This is a genomic window from Vibrio sp. M250220, from assembly GCF_036533795.1.
GTDB lineage: Bacteria > Pseudomonadota > Gammaproteobacteria > Enterobacterales > Vibrionaceae > Vibrio.
This window is the reverse complement of record NZ_JATABI010000045.1, coordinates 1-15,049: the sequence shown is the minus strand read 5'-3', so window position 1 is coordinate 15,049 and position 15,049 is coordinate 1. Positions and strand designations below refer to the sequence as shown.

20 protein-coding genes and 1 pseudogene are annotated in these 15,049 nt (G+C 45.0%); 12 read left to right on the top strand and 9 right to left on the bottom strand.

From position 1 onward, the window contains the following. Positions 1–58: 58 nt before the first annotated feature. The 8 genes from QTN94_RS15135 to mlaF all read right to left on the bottom strand — a co-directional run bounded on the left by QTN94_RS15135 (position 59) and on the right by mlaF (position 5,476). Positions 59–799, bottom strand: a complete 741-nt coding sequence (locus QTN94_RS15135; protein ID WP_331428130.1) for a 1-acylglycerol-3-phosphate O-acyltransferase — start codon at positions 797–799, stop codon at positions 59–61. Positions 800–917: 118 nt separating this feature from the next. Continuing rightward, positions 918–2,177, bottom strand: a complete 1,260-nt coding sequence (gene murA, locus QTN94_RS15130; protein WP_331428129.1) for a UDP-N-acetylglucosamine 1-carboxyvinyltransferase — start codon at positions 2,175–2,177, stop codon at positions 918–920. A 9-nt stretch (positions 2,178–2,186) separates the two neighbouring features. Beyond that, a complete protein-coding gene (gene ibaG / locus QTN94_RS15125) occupies positions 2,187–2,441 on the bottom strand; it encodes a BolA family iron metabolism protein IbaG (RefSeq protein WP_045957198.1) in 255 nt (84 codons plus the stop codon). Next, a complete protein-coding gene (locus QTN94_RS15120) occupies positions 2,434–2,763 on the bottom strand; it encodes an STAS domain-containing protein (RefSeq protein ID WP_331428128.1) in 330 nt (109 codons plus the stop codon). Before QTN94_RS15120 ends, ibaG begins: the two co-directional genes overlap by 8 nt. Next, a complete protein-coding gene (mlaC, locus tag QTN94_RS15115) occupies positions 2,760–3,401 on the bottom strand; it encodes a phospholipid-binding protein MlaC (RefSeq protein WP_331428127.1) in 642 nt (213 codons plus the stop codon). The genes QTN94_RS15120 and mlaC overlap by 4 nt, the downstream gene beginning before the upstream one ends. A 10-nt stretch (positions 3,402–3,411) precedes the next feature. Continuing rightward, positions 3,412–3,888 (bottom strand): outer membrane lipid asymmetry maintenance protein MlaD, encoded by a 477-nt coding sequence (mlaD, locus tag QTN94_RS15110; RefSeq protein ID WP_138971430.1) that lies wholly within the window; start codon positions 3,886–3,888, stop codon positions 3,412–3,414. Positions 3,889–3,890: 2 nt separating this feature from the next. Beyond that, positions 3,891–4,679 carry a lipid asymmetry maintenance ABC transporter permease subunit MlaE gene (mlaE, locus tag QTN94_RS15105; protein WP_138971429.1) on the bottom strand — a complete coding sequence of 263 codons (789 nt, stop codon included), beginning with the start codon at positions 4,677–4,679 and terminating at the stop codon, positions 3,891–3,893. Next, positions 4,679–5,476, bottom strand: a complete 798-nt coding sequence (gene mlaF, locus QTN94_RS15100) for a phospholipid ABC transporter ATP-binding protein MlaF (RefSeq protein ID WP_331428126.1) — start codon at positions 5,474–5,476, stop codon at positions 4,679–4,681. The genes mlaE and mlaF overlap by 1 nt, the downstream gene beginning before the upstream one ends. A 243-nt stretch (positions 5,477–5,719) precedes the next feature. Here mlaF and QTN94_RS15095 point away from each other — a divergent pair, with 243 nt between their 5' ends. The 12 genes from QTN94_RS15095 to mgtE all read left to right on the top strand — a co-directional run bounded on the left by QTN94_RS15095 (position 5,720) and on the right by mgtE (position 14,888). Beyond that, on the top strand, positions 5,720–6,685 hold the full coding sequence (locus tag QTN94_RS15095) for a calcium/sodium antiporter (RefSeq protein ID WP_331428125.1): 966 nt from the start codon (positions 5,720–5,722) through the stop codon (positions 6,683–6,685). An 18-nt stretch (positions 6,686–6,703) separates the two neighbouring features. Beyond that, positions 6,704–7,669 carry a KpsF/GutQ family sugar-phosphate isomerase gene (locus tag QTN94_RS15090; RefSeq protein ID WP_331428124.1) on the top strand — a complete coding sequence of 322 codons (966 nt, stop codon included), beginning with the start codon at positions 6,704–6,706 and terminating at the stop codon, positions 7,667–7,669. Next, a complete protein-coding gene (gene kdsC, locus QTN94_RS15085) occupies positions 7,669–8,226 on the top strand; it encodes a 3-deoxy-manno-octulosonate-8-phosphatase KdsC (RefSeq protein ID WP_138971425.1) in 558 nt (185 codons plus the stop codon). Before QTN94_RS15090 ends, kdsC begins: the two co-directional genes overlap by 1 nt. Continuing rightward, positions 8,223–8,786, top strand: coding sequence for an LPS export ABC transporter periplasmic protein LptC (gene lptC / locus QTN94_RS15080; RefSeq protein ID WP_138971424.1), 564 nt, complete (start codon positions 8,223–8,225; stop codon positions 8,784–8,786). Before kdsC ends, lptC begins: the two co-directional genes overlap by 4 nt. Next, the gene (gene lptA / locus QTN94_RS15075; RefSeq protein ID WP_269378516.1) at positions 8,767–9,264 is read left to right on the top strand and encodes a lipopolysaccharide transport periplasmic protein LptA; all 498 of its coding nucleotides are present in this window, start codon (positions 8,767–8,769) and stop codon (positions 9,262–9,264) included. Before lptC ends, lptA begins: the two co-directional genes overlap by 20 nt. Positions 9,265–9,266: 2 nt before the next feature. Next, positions 9,267–9,992, top strand: a complete 726-nt coding sequence (lptB, locus tag QTN94_RS15070; protein ID WP_138971422.1) for an LPS export ABC transporter ATP-binding protein — start codon at positions 9,267–9,269, stop codon at positions 9,990–9,992. A 50-nt stretch (positions 9,993–10,042) separates the two neighbouring features. Continuing rightward, complete coding sequence (locus tag QTN94_RS15065; protein ID WP_331418031.1) at positions 10,043–11,509, top strand: RNA polymerase factor sigma-54; 1,467 nt, start codon at positions 10,043–10,045, stop codon at positions 11,507–11,509. A 26-nt stretch (positions 11,510–11,535) separates the two neighbouring features. Continuing rightward, entirely contained in the window at positions 11,536–11,823 is a 288-nt protein-coding gene (hpf, locus tag QTN94_RS15060) for a ribosome hibernation promoting factor (RefSeq protein ID WP_138971420.1), read from the top strand. Positions 11,824–11,827: 4 nt separating this feature from the next. Further along, positions 11,828–12,274, top strand: coding sequence for a PTS IIA-like nitrogen regulatory protein PtsN (ptsN, locus tag QTN94_RS15055; RefSeq protein ID WP_331418030.1), 447 nt, complete (start codon positions 11,828–11,830; stop codon positions 12,272–12,274). Then, positions 12,274–13,137, top strand: coding sequence for an RNase adapter RapZ (rapZ, locus tag QTN94_RS15050; protein WP_331428122.1), 864 nt, complete (start codon positions 12,274–12,276; stop codon positions 13,135–13,137). The genes ptsN and rapZ overlap by 1 nt, the downstream gene beginning before the upstream one ends. A gap of 4 nt (positions 13,138–13,141) precedes the next feature. Further along, positions 13,142–13,420 carry an HPr family phosphocarrier protein gene (locus QTN94_RS15045; protein ID WP_138971417.1) on the top strand — a complete coding sequence of 93 codons (279 nt, stop codon included), beginning with the start codon at positions 13,142–13,144 and terminating at the stop codon, positions 13,418–13,420. Positions 13,421–13,532: 112 nt separating this feature from the next. Beyond that, entirely contained in the window at positions 13,533–14,888 is a 1,356-nt protein-coding gene (mgtE, locus tag QTN94_RS15040) for a magnesium transporter (RefSeq protein WP_138971416.1), read from the top strand. 71 nt (positions 14,889–14,959) lie between these two features. Here the strand turns inward: mgtE and QTN94_RS15035 are convergent. After that, positions 14,960–15,049 (bottom strand): annotated as a pseudogene (locus QTN94_RS15035) (IS200/IS605 family transposase); the annotation flags it as partial.

Below are 15,049 nucleotides of genomic sequence, written 5' to 3'. Positions count from 1 at the left end.
TAAAAAAACCAGTAGATTTGCATCTACTGGTTTATACATACCTATCACGCACATAACGTTAGGCTTTTACGCCCTGCTGCTGATTTAGCATTGCCACTTCGGCATCAAGCGCTTCAAGCTTCGCTTCCATCTGCTCACGACAAGTGTTTGCGAGTTCACGTACATGCTCTTTACCGTATTCATCGACCTGCACTGGAGGCAGCATCTCTACGATAACATGGCCGTTATTCCAGCGGTTGAGCTTAATACCTGACGTTGAGCTACACACAATAGGAATAATGGGTAGCTTAGCGCCAATGGCGGCATGGAAAGCGCCCGTTTTAAATGGCAGCAAACCACGTCCACGTGAGCGAGTGCCCTCAGGAAACATCCAGACTGACACATCAGTGCTATTCATGCTATCAACCACTTGATCAATGGTGCCTTTCGCCTTTAAACGGTTAGCGCGGTCGATTAAGATATTCCCCGTTAGCCAATATAGCTGACCAAACAGAGGCATCCACGCAAGGCTCTTTTTACCCACCGTCACGACTTTTGGCGTAACCGCAGAAGAGACTGTAAACAAATCCCAGTTATTCTGGTGGTTAGCGATATAAATATGCTGACCACGCTCATAAGCATCCTCAGGGATACGCAACTCAAGTTTGATGCCAAAAATACGTGACATCTTGCCAAACAGGCGACCAAAGGTAAAAACGTGTTTTGGATTACGTGGACTCAATAAACAGTAGCCGCAACCAAACACAAACATCACAATTGCAAAAATCGCAACAGCCAATACACGTAGTAGTGCAATCATTGTGGTTCTCCAAGATCAGCGGGGAATCATTTTAATTGACCCAAACTTTACCTGATCTGTTTTTCATAAAAAAGCCGAAACTCGCGTTTCGGCTTACAAGCGTTAGCTGATTTTATCTCTAATCGCGGAAACGTTCAATATTTGCGCCAAGAGCAGATAATTTATCTTCAATTTTATCGTAACCACGATCAATGTGATAAATACGATCAACGATAGTTTCACCGTGAGCAATACAGCCAGCGATCACTAAGCTCGCTGAGGCACGAAGGTCGGTTGCCATGACCTGAGCACCACTTAGCTCATTAACGTCACCACAGATGACTGTGTTGCCTTCGATATCAGCTTTAGCGCCCATACGCATTAACTCTGGCACATGCATAAAGCGGTTTTCAAAGATGTTCTCTGTGATCACGCCGCCACCCTTTGCCATCATGTTAAGCAAAGTAAACTGAGCCTGCATATCAGTAGGGAAACCAGGGTGAGGTGCCGTACGAATCGTTACCGCCTTGAGTTCACGACCTGTCATATCGACTGAAATCCAATCTTCACCCGCTTCTACCGCAGCACCCGCTTCTTCTAACTTAGCCAAAACGGCTTCTAGAAGATGTGCTTTCGTATTGCGACAAGTGACTTTGCCACCAGAAACAGCGGCTGCAACGAGGAAGGTACCCGTTTCAATACGGTCAGCAACAACTGAATGTTTGCCACCACCAAGACGCTCAACACCTTCAATTGTAATTGTGTCTGTGCCTGCACCTGAGATTTTTGCCCCAAGTTTATTTAGGAACTCAGCAGTGTCGACAATTTCCGGCTCACGTGCTGCGTTGTCCAGCACTGTCGTGCCTTCTGCCAAAGTCGCCGCACACATAATTGTAATGGTGGCACCAACACTGACTTTGTCCATCACGATGTGAGCGCCTTTCAGGCGTCCATCAACATTGGCTTTCACATACCCATCTTCAAGAGTAATGGTTGCACCCAACTGCTCTAGACCATGAATATGGAGATCAACCGGACGTGCACCAATCGCACAACCACCCGGCAATGAAACTTGACCTTGACCAAAACGCGCCACTAGTGGACCTAATGCCCAAATAGATGCACGCATCGTCTTTACTAAGTCGTAAGGCGCGCAGTATTCATTGATACTGCTAGGGTCAACGTGGACAGACCCATTACGCTCGACTTTCGCCCCAAGACGTCCCAATAGCTCCATCGTTGTGTCGATGTCACGTAAACGTGGAACGTTGGCTACTTCAACTGGCTCTTCAGCAAGAATAGAAGCAAATAAAATTGGTAGTGCAGCGTTCTTGGCACCTGAGATGGTCACTTCACCTACTAGAGGCTGTTTAGAACCTATAACTCGAAACTTTTCCATTTTTAAACCTTACAGTGACATCAACTTCTTATCACGAGCCCACTCTGCAGGAGTGTAAGCTTTAATAGAAACAGCGTGGATGTCATTTCGTTGGATATATTCCATCAGTGGTGCATAAATTAGCTGTTGTTTTTTAACGCGACTCATTCCGTCGAAGCAAGCATCAACAGCAACGACTTCATAATGACTGCCTTCGCCTTTGACGTGCAGCTCTTCTAGATTCAGTGCTTCGTTTAAAATCTGTTGTACTTTTGCGCTATCCACAATTCACCCCTGAAGTATTCTTTAAATGCTTAGCAACGATTTGTTCTACATTGCTTAGCTGAAATAATGTGCGCAATTCATTCGGCACGAAACTGAGCATTATATGACAGTTTTGCTTTTTTGCATTGTCTATTAGATGAATTAACATCACCATTCCTGCCGAGTCGACTCGTTCAACCGACTTTAGCGACAACTCCACCTCACTCAAAGTTGGTTTGAACCTCTGTAGCTGTGCCCATAGGGCAGGCACTGTGTCTCTGTCCAAGTTGCCGTTTAAGGCACATTGTTGCTCACTGATCACTTGCCACTGCGGATGCATCATTGAGCTTTACTCTCAAAGCGAATAGCTTGCTGAGACAGTGCTTCTAGCTCATCAGCAACAGCAGCAATGCCCTCTTGACGTAGCTTAGTACTCCATTCAGATTGCTTACTAGAGAGCAAGCTAATACCCTCAGCAATCATATCAAACACTTGCCATTCACCCGTGTTCTTATCTTTTCTTAGCTTGAACTCGAGCTTAATGTTGGGTCTTGGCGAATCAACGATATCCACTTTGACACCAATAATATTTTTGTCCGCACTATTTTTCGCTTCAGGACCAAATTCAATGGTCTGATCCGTGTATTGAGTAAGCACTTGAGCGTAAGAGCTAATGAGATAAGAGCGAAATGCGACGATAAACTGACTCACATCTTCACGTTTAGCGCCTTTTAAATTAGGGCCCAGTAACTTGAGTGCTGCGTATTTCTCATTGACGAAAGGCATAAGCTCTTCTTCAACAATCACTTTCAAATAGTTTGGATCTTGGTGAACCAGTGGTTGCTCTAATTTGAGTCGCTCAAAAGCACGCTCAGAGACCAGCTTCATCATGTCATATGGCTGAGTCTTATCAATTTCATTCGCAGCCACATTAAATGTGACAAAAAATGCCAGAAGAGTAAGTACTAACTTTCTCAACATGTTTATCTCCTTACTCATCAGAGCCGCCTACACTGTAAAGAACCTGTCCAATCAAATCTTCAAGTACAAGTGCAGACTTAGTATCTTCAATATAGTCCCCTTCCACCAGCATCTGCTCATCGTCAAATACAAAGCCTGGTGTGAGACCAATATACTGCTCGCCGATCAAACCAGAAGTAAGGATTTTCACACTAGATGTCTCTGGGAACTGATCGTACTTACTATTGATCGCCATGGTAACAACGGGTAGTAAAGACTCACTATTCAAGTTGATCGCCGCGACACGTCCGATAACCACGCCACCCACTTTGACCGGTGAACGAACCTTCAAACTACCAATATTGTCGAACTCAGCTTTGAGTGTATAAGTATCGTTAGAGCCTAGCCCTTTCACGTCAGCGACTTGAAAAATCATCACCAGAATTGCGCAAATTCCGGCAAGAACAAAGCTACCGACCCATAATTCAATCTTTCGAGTTTGTTGCATGATTAGTTCCCAAACATCAATGCGGTTAGTACGAAGTCTAGACCAAGTACAGCAAGAGAAGAGTGGACTACGGTGCGTGTTGTAGCACGGCTGATACCTTCAGATGTAGGTATCGCATCGTAGCCATTAAATAAAGCTATCCAAGTAACAGTGATTGCGAAAGCGATACTCTTAATCATGCTGTTACCAATATCCTGACCAAGCTCTACGGAGGCTTGCATTGCTGACCAGAAGCTGCCGTGGTCGATTCCTTTCCAATCAACCCCGACAAGTTGACCGCCCCAAATACCGACAGCCATGAAAATCATCACTAGTAGAGGCATAGATATCACACCCGCCCAAAATCGTGGTGCAATCACTCGTTTGAGTGGATCAACCGCCATCATCTCCATACTGGAAAGCTGTTCTGTTGCTTTCATCAAACCAATTTCGGCCGTTAAGGCTGACCCTGCACGACCGGCGAATAGCAAAGCCGTGACGACAGGTCCTAACTCACGTAGCAATGACAACGCCACCATTTGACCTAACGCCCCTTCAGCACCGAAATCAACCAGAATGACGTAACCCTGTAAGCTCAGTACCATGCCAATAAATAGACCAGACAGCACGATAATGATCAGCGACTGAACACCGACTGTATAAAGTTGCTTTACCAACAATGGGAAGTTTTTAACTGGCTGTGGCTTACTCGCTAAAGCACCGAATAGCATTAAACTTGCACGACCAAACGACTCTGTTACGGATAAGGCGCGACGACCAACAGAAGCCACAAAATTTGCTAAGCCTGCCATTATAAGAAGAGCTCCTCAGCTAGAGGTTGAGACGGATAACGGAATGGTACAGGGCCGTCGGCATCCCCTACAAGAAATTGCTGCACTTGTGGATCTGGGTTAGTACGTAGCTCTTCAGGGGTTCCATGAGCAATGACTTTACCATTTGCCAGTATGTAGACTAAATCGGCAATACTCATTACTTCTGGAACATCATGTGAAACCACGATGGATGTCACACTGAGTGCTTGATTCAGGTTGCGGATCAGTTCAACGAGCACACCCATGGTGATGGGGTCTTGGCCAACAAAAGGTTCATCATACATGATTAGGTCTGGGTCTAGCGCGATAGCTCGAGCGAGTGCCGCTCGTCTTGCCATACCACCGGACAGTTCACTCGGCATCAGTGAAGCGGCACCACGCAGCCCCACCGCTTCTAGTTTAAGTAGCACCAAAGTGCGGATCAGAGACTCATCCAAATTTGTATGTTCACGTAGAGGAAAGGCAACGTTGTCAAAAACAGACAAATCGGTGAACATAGCCCCCGATTGAAACAACATGCTCATCTTTTTTCGCTCTTGGTAGAGCTTTTTACGACTAAGCGATGGAATGTTGTGACCGTCAAACCAGATCTCGCCAGTTTCTGGGTAGATTTGACCTCCAATAAGACGTAGCAGTGTCGTTTTACCAATGCCAGAAGGTCCCATGATAGCGGTGATTTTTCCCTTAGGTACACTCAAGCTAACGTTATCAAATATTTTGCGCTCTCCACGAGAAAACATGAGCTGCTTTATTGTAACTAGGTCTTCGGATTCCATCTTGAGCTATTACCCTTTCCCTTATGAATGGGCAATCATAAGCACATTCATTTACAATTTAAAGCACTGTTCGATTAATTGTGAGATCTTCGAATATTCTTGGCAATCCCAATAACTCAAGGCATCTCTAATCAAATAGACAATTTGGTTAACAATTAATTGAATGAAGCGCTTCCCTTTTAATAGCCAAACCGTCAAAATTAACGGTTAAATTCTCTCGTTGTATATTGATTAGGAATCATCATGTTCGAAGCCGTTGCGTTTCTCATTATTGGATTGGTATTTTTAGTTTGGAGTGCCGATAAACTGGTATTTGGCGCTGCAGCTCTAGCGCGAAACGTGGGAATATCTCCACTCGTGATCGGTATGACTATCCTAGCAATGGGTTCATCTGCACCAGAGATGATGGTTTCAGCAACCGCAGCCCTCGATGGAAAAACGGATACTGCTGTAGGTAACGTACTTGGTTCCAACATCGCCAACATTGCTTTAATACTAGGCATAACTGCGCTTATTAAGCCGCTCTCTATCAGTTCTGCTGTACTAAGACGTGAACTGCCTCTCATGATTGGCGTCACTATCCTTGCTGGTGTGTTACTTTGGGACAGCCATTTAGGGTTCTATGAAGGTATTCTTCTTTTTGTACTGTTTGCAGCATTCATCGTTGCCATGCTTCGCATTAGCCGCAATGAGAAAAAGAACGGTGATGTTCTTATCGAAGAACAAGAGTCTGAAGTACCAGAGGGCGTAAGTAACGCTAAAGCGGCAATCTGGGTAGTGATAGGTCTGATTGTGTTACCTCTCGCAGCGGATGTGTTGGTCGACAATGCGGTGATTATTGCTCAGTACTTCGGAATGAGTGACTTAGTCATTGGACTGACCATTATCGCAGTAGGAACGAGCCTACCAGAACTGGCTGCTTCCCTTGCTGGCGTGATGAAAGGCGAAGACGATATGGCCGTCGGTAATATCATCGGTTCAAACGTATTTAATATTTTAGCGGTTATGGGGATCCCAGGTATCCTCAACCCTTCAGTCTTGAGTGAATTTGCCATGAGCCGTGATTTTTGGGTCATGCTTGGCGTATCTTTGCTGCTCGTTGTAATGGCACTGGGCAAATCTCGTAGCATCAACCGTGCTGAAGGCGCAGTGCTGTTTTGCTGTTTCATTGGCTACCAAGCCTACCTCATCATGAATATGACTGCTTAACCTCATCTCGGAGTATTTATGTTTGATTATCGCTCAGCTGCCCTAGAGGTTTTACAAACCGAAGTTGAGGCCCTAAAACAACTCGACCAATACATCAACGACGACTTTATCAATGCTTGTGAGCTAATCCGTGCGAATAAAGAAGGCAAAGTCGTTGTCATGGGGATGGGTAAATCTGGCCATATTGGCAACAAGATTGCCGCAACATTAGCCAGTACAGGCACATCGGCATTCTTCGTCCACCCGGGTGAAGCGGCTCATGGCGACCTCGGTATGATTGAACCCGGTGATGTGGTTCTTGCTATCTCAAACTCAGGCGAGTCTTCTGAGATCTTGAGTCTTTTCCCAGTATTGAAGCGACTCAACATTAAAATTATTAGTATGACAGGCAAGCCAGCCTCAAATATGGCAAAACTGTCAGATATTCATCTCCAAATCACAGTGCCAAAAGAGGCATGCCCTATTCAGCTTGCTCCAACCTCAAGCACAACCGCCACTCTAGTTATGGGCGATGCGTTGGCGATGGCATTAATGCAGGCTCGCGGATTTACTGCTGAAGATTTTGCGCTGTCACACCCAGGTGGAGCGCTGGGTCGCAAGTTGCTGCTAAAACTGGCAGACATCATGCACATTGGCGATAGCCTTCCTCTGGTAACTCCCAGCACCGTTGTCCGTGAGGCATTACTAGAAATCAGTCAGAAAGGTCTAGGAATGACCGCTGTGGTTGATGACCACCAGCAACTGATCGGTATTTTTACCGATGGGGATCTACGTCGAATTCTGGACAAACGCATTGATATTCATACCGCTCTGATCGGCGATGTTATGACGGTTAATCCAACCATTGCAGAACCAAATATGCTTGCGGCCGAAGGACTTAATCTCATGCAAGATAAGAGCATTAATGGTTTGGTGCTATGCGAAAACGGCAAAGTTGTCGGCGCCCTTAACATGCATGATTTACTAAAAGCCGGAGTGATGTAATGTCGAAAATGATTGAAACTTTATATCAACCAGTGGAACAATCCACATTAGAAATTGCCAAACAAATTAAATTGCTTATCTGTGACGTTGATGGCGTCTTCTCCGACGGTTTAATTTACATGGGCAACGAGGGTGAAGAACTTAAAACTTTTCATACTCGAGATGGCTATGGCGTAAAATCACTAATGAATGCTGGTATCAAAATAGCCATCATCACTGGTCGCCGTTCGCAAATTGTCGAAAATCGAATGAAAGCGCTTGGTATTTCACTGATATACCAAGGTCAAGACGACAAAGTAAAAGCATATCGAGACATTTGCGATAAACTCAATATCTTGCCACAGCATACCGGGTATATTGGCGATGACCTGATTGACTGGCCCGTAATGGAGCAAGTCGCACTCAAGGTTTGTGTCGCAGACGGGCATCCGCTACTGGCAAAAAGAGCAAATTATGTCACCGTAATTAAAGGTGGACATGGTGCAGTAAGAGAAGTTTGTGACCTCATCCTTCAAGCACGAAACGAACTTGATGTTCATAAAGGTCTAAGTATATGAGTCTTTCTCGTATTGGCTATCTGATCCTAACTTTCATAATATGCTGGTCTGCTTACTATCTTTTCGACCAACAGCAGAGTTATGATATTCAGGTAGAGCCAGATACAGAGCTACCGATGTTTAGCGGAAAAGGTTTAGAAAATACCTCTTACACTGAAAGTGGTATCCGCAGCTACGTGATTACATCGGTAAATCTCGACCACTACGCAAAAAGTGGTGACACAATTTTTAACCAACCGGTTTTGAAGGTTTATAAAGAAGGTACCACTCAAGAGTGGGAGATAACGGCTGAGCGTGGCGTATTGACCAAAGAGCATGTCTTAACGCTTTATGAGAACGTCCTAGCAAGCAATTTACTTCCAGAATCAGGTTTTGACACTTTGTCCACCGATATCATGAATATTCAGTTGGACAGCAGAGACTTTTGGGCAGACAACCAAGTCATTATGGTTGGGCCTCAATTTGAAACAGTGGGACAAGCAATGACAGGCAATTTTGCCGATAATCACGCAACCCTATACAAGCACGTACAAGGTAGATATGAAACTCTCACACCTTAGTCTGATTTCTTGTTTATTTCTGTCTAGCCAAGCATTGGCGCTATCAACAGACCAGGAACAGCCAGTTTATATCGACTCTGACAGTCAACAGCTCGATATGCAAAGCAACAAAGTCACATTTATCGGTGACGTTAAGTTGAAACAAGGCAGTATCAACATTAACGCAGACAAAGTGATAGTGACTCGTGACCCGAAAGATGGCTCAATCCAAGAGATTGAAGGCTACGGCAATCTGGCGACGTTCTCACAGCTCACTGACGATGGCAAAACTCTGTATGGTGAAGCAAAAGAGCTTTACTATGTCATGGTCGATGATCAACTAACCATGATAGATCAAGCGATGCTATCTCAAGACGATAGTGTTATCCGCGGTACTAAGATTCGCTACAAAATCTCTTCTCAAAAGCTGATTGCTGACGGTAAAGAGAAAGGTGACCGCGTATCTACCGTTCTTCAGCCACAAGCAGTACAAGAATAGTTATGGCAATACTTAAAGCTGAGCACTTAGCGAAAACCTATGGCAATCGAACCGTCGTAACGGATGTAAGTCTTCAAGTAGAATCAGGCCAAATCGTTGGCCTGCTTGGTCCTAACGGAGCAGGGAAAACAACATCCTTCTATATGATTGTAGGATTGGTCGCTCGTGATGAAGGCTCAATTACTATCGATGATAAAGACATCAGTATCTTACCGATGCACAGCCGTTCACGTATGGGGATAGGCTACCTTCCACAAGAGGCGTCTATTTTCCGCAAACTCTCAGTGGAAGATAACATCATGGCGGTTCTCGAAACTCGTGAGGAAATGACGAGAGAAGAGCGCCAAGACAAGTTGGAAGATTTATTGGAAGAATTCCACATTCAGCACATACGCAACAGCGCTGGTATGGCATTATCTGGTGGTGAACGTCGAAGAGTTGAGATAGCAAGGGCACTTGCAGCCAATCCACAATTTATTTTGTTGGACGAACCTTTTGCTGGCGTTGACCCTATTTCGGTCATCGACATCAAAAAGATCATTGAACATCTGAGAGATCGTGGTCTTGGCGTTTTGATCACTGACCATAACGTTCGTGAAACGCTTGATGTATGTGAAAAAGCGTACATTGTAAGTCAAGGACACCTGATTGCAGAAGGTACACCGGAGCAAGTGCTTAACAACGAACAAGTGAAACAAGTTTATCTCGGCGAGCAATTCCGTCTATGATTAAAGGGAAGAACGGTAAGATTCTCCAGCATGAAGGCAAGCAATACTGAATGAAACCCTCATTACAACTCAAGCTAGGACAGCAGTTAGCGATGACTCCTCAATTGCAACAAGCAATACGTTTGTTGCAACTGTCAACGCTAGATCTTCAACAGGAAATTCAAGAAGCATTGGATTCAAATCCTCTACTTGAGGTAGAAGAGGCCCATGACGAACCAACGGTTGAAGACAATACCCGCAGTGAGGAAAAAGAGCCTACGGTAGAACTTGCAGATACCGCGGAACCCGACGTCAAAGACAGTTCTGAACTCATCGAAAAATCTGAAATTAGTAACGACCTCGACATTGATACCACTTGGGATGATGTCTATAGCGCGAATACCGGCAGTACAGGCATTGCTCTCGACGATGATACTCCTGTTTATCAAGGTGAAACCACCCAGTCTTTGCAAGACTATCTCATTTGGCAGCTTGACCTAACGCCATTTAGTGAAACAGATCGAACCATCGCTCTCGCCTTAATTGATGCCATTGATGACTACGGATACTTAACCGTTTCCACTGAAGAGATCTTAGAAAATTTCAATAACGAAGAAATTGAGATCGAAGAAATTGAAGCTGTACGCAAGCGTGTCCAACAATTTGATCCTCTCGGTGTAGCCTCCGTTAATTTGCAGGACTGTCTACTGCTGCAACTAGCCACTTATCCTGAAGACACTCCTTGGCTCGCAGAAGCGAAATTAATTCTTACCCATCACATTGATCAGTTAGGCAATCGAGATTACAAACTGATCATTAAAGAGACTAAACTGAAAGAAGCGGAGATACGCGAAGCTCTCAAACTCGTTCAGCAGCTCGATCCAAGACCGGGGAGCCGTATTGCTTCAGAGCACGCTGAATACGTCATTCCTGATGTCTCAGTTTACAAAGATCACGGTAAGTGGGTTGTAACGATCAACCCAGATTCAGTTCCAAGACTGAAAGTAAACCAGCAATATGCGGCCTTAGGTAAAGGCAACAGTGCTGACAGTCAGTATATTCGCAGCAATTTGCAAGAAGCAAAATGGCTGATTAAAAGTTTAGAAAGTAGAAACGAGACTCTGCTCAAAGTTGCTAAGTGTATTGTTGAACATCAGCGCGATTTCTTTGAGTATGGAGAAGAAGCCATGAAACCTATGGTGCTGAATGATGTCGCTCTCGCAGTCGACATGCATGAATCCACCATATCAAGGGTGACGACGCAAAAGTACATGCATACCCCTCGTGGCATTTTTGAATTGAAGTACTTCTTTTCAAGTCATGTCAGTACTGACAATGGCGGAGAATGTTCATCAACTGCAATTCGAGCCCTCATCAAGAAGCTTGTCGCTGCCGAAAACAGTGCCAAACCACTTAGTGATAGCAAGATTGCTGCTCTACTCGCTGACCAAGGGATTCAGGTCGCTAGACGAACAATCGCTAAATACCGAGAGTCACTAGGTATTGCACCATCAAGTCAGCGCAAACGCCTGCTATAAGGCCTAAAAACCGAGAAGGAAAGTCTATGCAAATCAATATTAATGGCCATCACGTTGATCTAACCGATTCAATGCAAGACTACGTAAACGAAAAGTTTCAAAAGCTAGAACGCTTTTTCGACCACATCAACAGCGTACATGTTGTATTAAAAGTTGAAAAACTACGTCAAATCGCAGAAGCTACCCTTCACGTTAACCAAGGTGAAATTCATGCCTCTTCTGACGATGAAAGCATGTATGCAGCCATAGATTCGCTCGTCGACAAACTTGTTCGACAGCTCAACAAGCACAAAGAAAAGCTAAACGCCCACTAAAACCATGCAACTAAGCGAAATCCTTACATTGAACTGCACGAAAAGTGCAGTTCAATGTACTAGTAAAAAAAGAGCCCTAGAGCTAATCAGTGAACTCGTTGCTGAACAGACAGGTCAAAACTCAACTGAATTATTTGAATGTATGCTAAGTCGCGAGAAAGTTGGCAGTACTGGCATTGGAAATGGAATTGCCATTCCCCATGCTCGTATGCAGTCCAGCGATAAAGCAGTTGCAGTTTTACTGCAATGTGAATCTCCGGTTGAATTTGATTCTATCGATAACCGCCCCGTAGACCTACTTTTTGCTCTTCTCGTGCCTGACGCGCAATGTAAAGAGCACCTAAAAACCCTTTCTAGTATGGCAGAGCGTTTAAACGATAAGCAGATCCTAAAACAGCTTCGCAAGGCTCAGTCTGATCAAGAACTTTACGACATAATGGTCAATAAATAATGCGTCTCATCGTTGTAAGCGGCCAATCAGGCGCTGGAAAAAGCGTCGCATTGCGAGTTCTCGAGGATCTTGGCTATTACTGCGTTGATAACCTCCCCGTCGATTTGCTCGAAGTCTTCGTCAAAACAGTTCAGTCCAGTAAGCAAAACGTTGCTGTCAGCATCGATATTCGTAATCTGCCCACTGAGCCGAATCTTGTTGAAGACGTACTGGCTAAACTTAAGCAAGACTCGGATGTTAGCGTTCTATTCTTAGATGCGAACAAAGACACATTGCTTAAACGCTACAGCGAAACTCGTCGAATCCATCCCTTGTCATTGAGTTTGGGCAATACTTCACTCGAACAAGCGATCGAAAAAGAGAGATGTATTCTATCCCCGCTGAAAGAACATGCCGATTTGGTCATCGACAGCAGCAACCAATCTCTACACGAACTCAGCGAAACCGTGCGCATGAGAGTTGAAGGTCGTGAGCGTAAAGACCTCGTCATGGTGTTCCAGTCATTTGGTTTTAAGTATGGACTCCCAAGTGATGCAGACTATGTCTTCGACGTTCGCTTCTTACCCAATCCACATTGGGAGCCAGATTTACGCCCCCTAACAGGATTAGATTCCCCTATTAAGTCTTTCTTAGAAGGTCACCAAGAGGTTATGGAACTGAAACGTCAGATCCAAAAATTTATTGAAGACTGGCTACCCTTATTAGAGAAAAATAATCGTAGCTACCTAACCGTAGCGATTGGATGCACGGGCGGAAAACACCGCTCCGTCTATCTTACTCAGCAAATTGGCGAGTACTTTGCCGAAATGGGACACCAAGTACAAATACGCCATGCCTCATTAGAGAAAAATCATAAGGAATAAGTTTATGCAGCAGCAAAGTCGTACTGTGTTAATTCAAAATCGTCTTGGGCTTCATGCTCGTGCTGCTGTAAAACTGGTTGAACTTGCCCAATCTTACGACGCCATTCTGACGATCCAAAACCATGAAGGTAAAGAAGCCACTGCCGATAGTGTCATGGGGCTGCTGATGCTAGAATCAGCTCAGGGAGAGCACGTTACCATTAGTGCCGAGGGAAACGATGCTCATCCCGCGTTAGAAGCAGTCTGTCATCTTATTGAAGATAAGTTTGATGAAGAGGAGTAATCCTCGTAAATGCTCTAACTAAATGACCTTTCTTCACATTAACTTATTAAATCCATCCTAAAATTCGGTTACTATTCATAGTATTGTATGAATATAGAGTCAGGGGGAATCAATGGCAGAGCAAATAGAGTTCGATCAAGCTCACCAAGCCCTGAAAGAAGTTACTGAAGCGCTAGAAAATGGCCGTTTTGTCCATGTCCGTCGTCAATTGCAGGACATGGAACCGGAAGATATTGCCCATCTATTAGAAGCATCACCTCGTAAAAGCCGTGAAGTTCTTTGGCAGCTCACCGACCCAGAAGATTATGGTGAAATCCTCGATGAACTGAATGAGGATGTGAAAGACGATCTAGTGTCTAGAATGGCACCAGAAAAGCTGGCAGAAGCAACCGAAGGTATGGAGACGGATGATGTCGCTTACGTTCTTCGAAGCCTACCCGATGATGTTTCAAGAGAAGTTTTATCTCAAATGGACGCAGCTGAGCGTCTATTAGTTGAAACTGCCCTTTCCTACCCAGAAGACACCGCCGGTAGTTTAATGAACACCGACGTCATCACTATTCGTGGTGATGTCGATGTCGACGTTGTATTACGTTATCTGCGCATGAAAGGCGAGTTGCCGGAAGCTACTGACGCACTCTACGTTATCGATGAAGAGAGCCGACTGATCGGCGAACTGCCGATCACAACACTCATCACAACGCAACCAGACGTCAAAGTCAGTGATGTGATGGAAGATGCCGACGAAGCTATCGATGTAACGATGAGCGACTCAGACATAGCGAGCTTGTTTGAACGTCGTAACTGGATTTCAGCTCCTGTAATCGACGACAAGCAGCACCTTGTCGGACGTATTACTATCGATGACGTTGTCGATGTCATTCGTGAAGACGCAGAACACTCGATGATGAGTATGGCGGGTATGGATGATGACGAAGATACTTTCGCCCCAGTGGTAAAATCAGCACGAAAACGCAGTATTTGGTTAGGTGCTAATGTTCTTGCTGCTCTTGCTGCGGCATCGGTCTCAAATATGTTTGAAGCCACTCTCGATCAGATGGCCGCGATCGCCGTGTTGATGACCATTGTGCCTTCGATGGGCGGGGTTGCTGGTAACCAAACCGTCGCTCTGGTGATCCGCGGTCTAGCGCTTGGCCATATCGGTGATTCCAACAAGCGTGAACTACTGATGAAAGAGGCGGCCATCGGCCTACTCAATGGCATCATGTGGGCATTGATTATCGGTGGTATTGTCGTTGCTTGGAAAGGAAACTGGATGTTGGGTGGAATCATCTCGGCAGCGATGTTAACCAACTTGTTTGTTGCTGGTGTTGCCGGTGTAACCATTCCGATCCTACTCAAGAAAATGAATATCGATCCAGCACTGGCAGGGGGAATGGCTCTAACAACCGTCACCGATGTCATTGGCTTGTCGGTATTCCTCGGACTTGCGACAATCCTGATCTAGTCTCAGATACATGTAAAAATCCACCTGCATAGCAGGTGGCTTTGAAAGGCCCCCTAAAAGGGGGCTCACTGTTAGTTTTCTAACCCAAGACGCATCTGACGCTCCTCTTCTTCCTTTCCCACACGATCTTGATGTCGGACATACCTGCGTATAATTTCCTC

What these genes read in the sequence shown, in the direction of transcription:
- mlaE (WP_138971429.1), bottom strand. Translation starts at nt 4,679, where the DNA reads ATGGCAGGCTTAGCAAATTTTGTGGCTTCTGTTGGTCGTCGCGCCTTA.
- mlaD (WP_138971430.1), bottom strand. Translation starts at nt 3,888, where the DNA reads ATGCAACAAACTCGAAAGATTGAATTATGGGTCGGTAGCTTTGTTCTT.
- mlaC (WP_331428127.1), bottom strand. Translation starts at nt 3,401, where the DNA reads ATGTTGAGAAAGTTAGTACTTACTCTTCTGGCATTTTTTGTCACATTT.
- mlaF (WP_331428126.1), bottom strand. Translation starts at nt 5,476, where the DNA reads ATGGAATCCGAAGACCTAGTTACAATAAAGCAGCTCATGTTTTCTCGT.
- kdsC (WP_138971425.1), top strand. Translation starts at nt 7,669, where the DNA reads ATGTCGAAAATGATTGAAACTTTATATCAACCAGTGGAACAATCCACA.
- QTN94_RS15045 (WP_138971417.1), top strand. Translation starts at nt 13,142, where the DNA reads ATGCAGCAGCAAAGTCGTACTGTGTTAATTCAAAATCGTCTTGGGCTT.
- lptC (WP_138971424.1), top strand. Translation starts at nt 8,223, where the DNA reads ATGAGTCTTTCTCGTATTGGCTATCTGATCCTAACTTTCATAATATGC.
- QTN94_RS15090 (WP_331428124.1), top strand. Translation starts at nt 6,704, where the DNA reads ATGTTTGATTATCGCTCAGCTGCCCTAGAGGTTTTACAAACCGAAGTT.
- QTN94_RS15120 (WP_331428128.1), bottom strand. Translation starts at nt 2,763, where the DNA reads ATGATGCATCCGCAGTGGCAAGTGATCAGTGAGCAACAATGTGCCTTA.
- QTN94_RS15065 (WP_331418031.1), top strand. Translation starts at nt 10,043, where the DNA reads ATGAAACCCTCATTACAACTCAAGCTAGGACAGCAGTTAGCGATGACT.
- murA (WP_331428129.1), bottom strand. Translation starts at nt 2,177, where the DNA reads ATGGAAAAGTTTCGAGTTATAGGTTCTAAACAGCCTCTAGTAGGTGAA.
- hpf (WP_138971420.1), top strand. Translation starts at nt 11,536, where the DNA reads ATGCAAATCAATATTAATGGCCATCACGTTGATCTAACCGATTCAATG.
- rapZ (WP_331428122.1), top strand. Translation starts at nt 12,274, where the DNA reads ATGCGTCTCATCGTTGTAAGCGGCCAATCAGGCGCTGGAAAAAGCGTC.
- mgtE (WP_138971416.1), top strand. Translation starts at nt 13,533, where the DNA reads ATGGCAGAGCAAATAGAGTTCGATCAAGCTCACCAAGCCCTGAAAGAA.
- lptA (WP_269378516.1), top strand. Translation starts at nt 8,767, where the DNA reads ATGAAACTCTCACACCTTAGTCTGATTTCTTGTTTATTTCTGTCTAGC.
- ptsN (WP_331418030.1), top strand. Translation starts at nt 11,828, where the DNA reads ATGCAACTAAGCGAAATCCTTACATTGAACTGCACGAAAAGTGCAGTT.
- lptB (WP_138971422.1), top strand. Translation starts at nt 9,267, where the DNA reads ATGGCAATACTTAAAGCTGAGCACTTAGCGAAAACCTATGGCAATCGA.
- QTN94_RS15095 (WP_331428125.1), top strand. Translation starts at nt 5,720, where the DNA reads ATGTTCGAAGCCGTTGCGTTTCTCATTATTGGATTGGTATTTTTAGTT.
- QTN94_RS15135 (WP_331428130.1), bottom strand. Translation starts at nt 799, where the DNA reads ATGATTGCACTACTACGTGTATTGGCTGTTGCGATTTTTGCAATTGTG.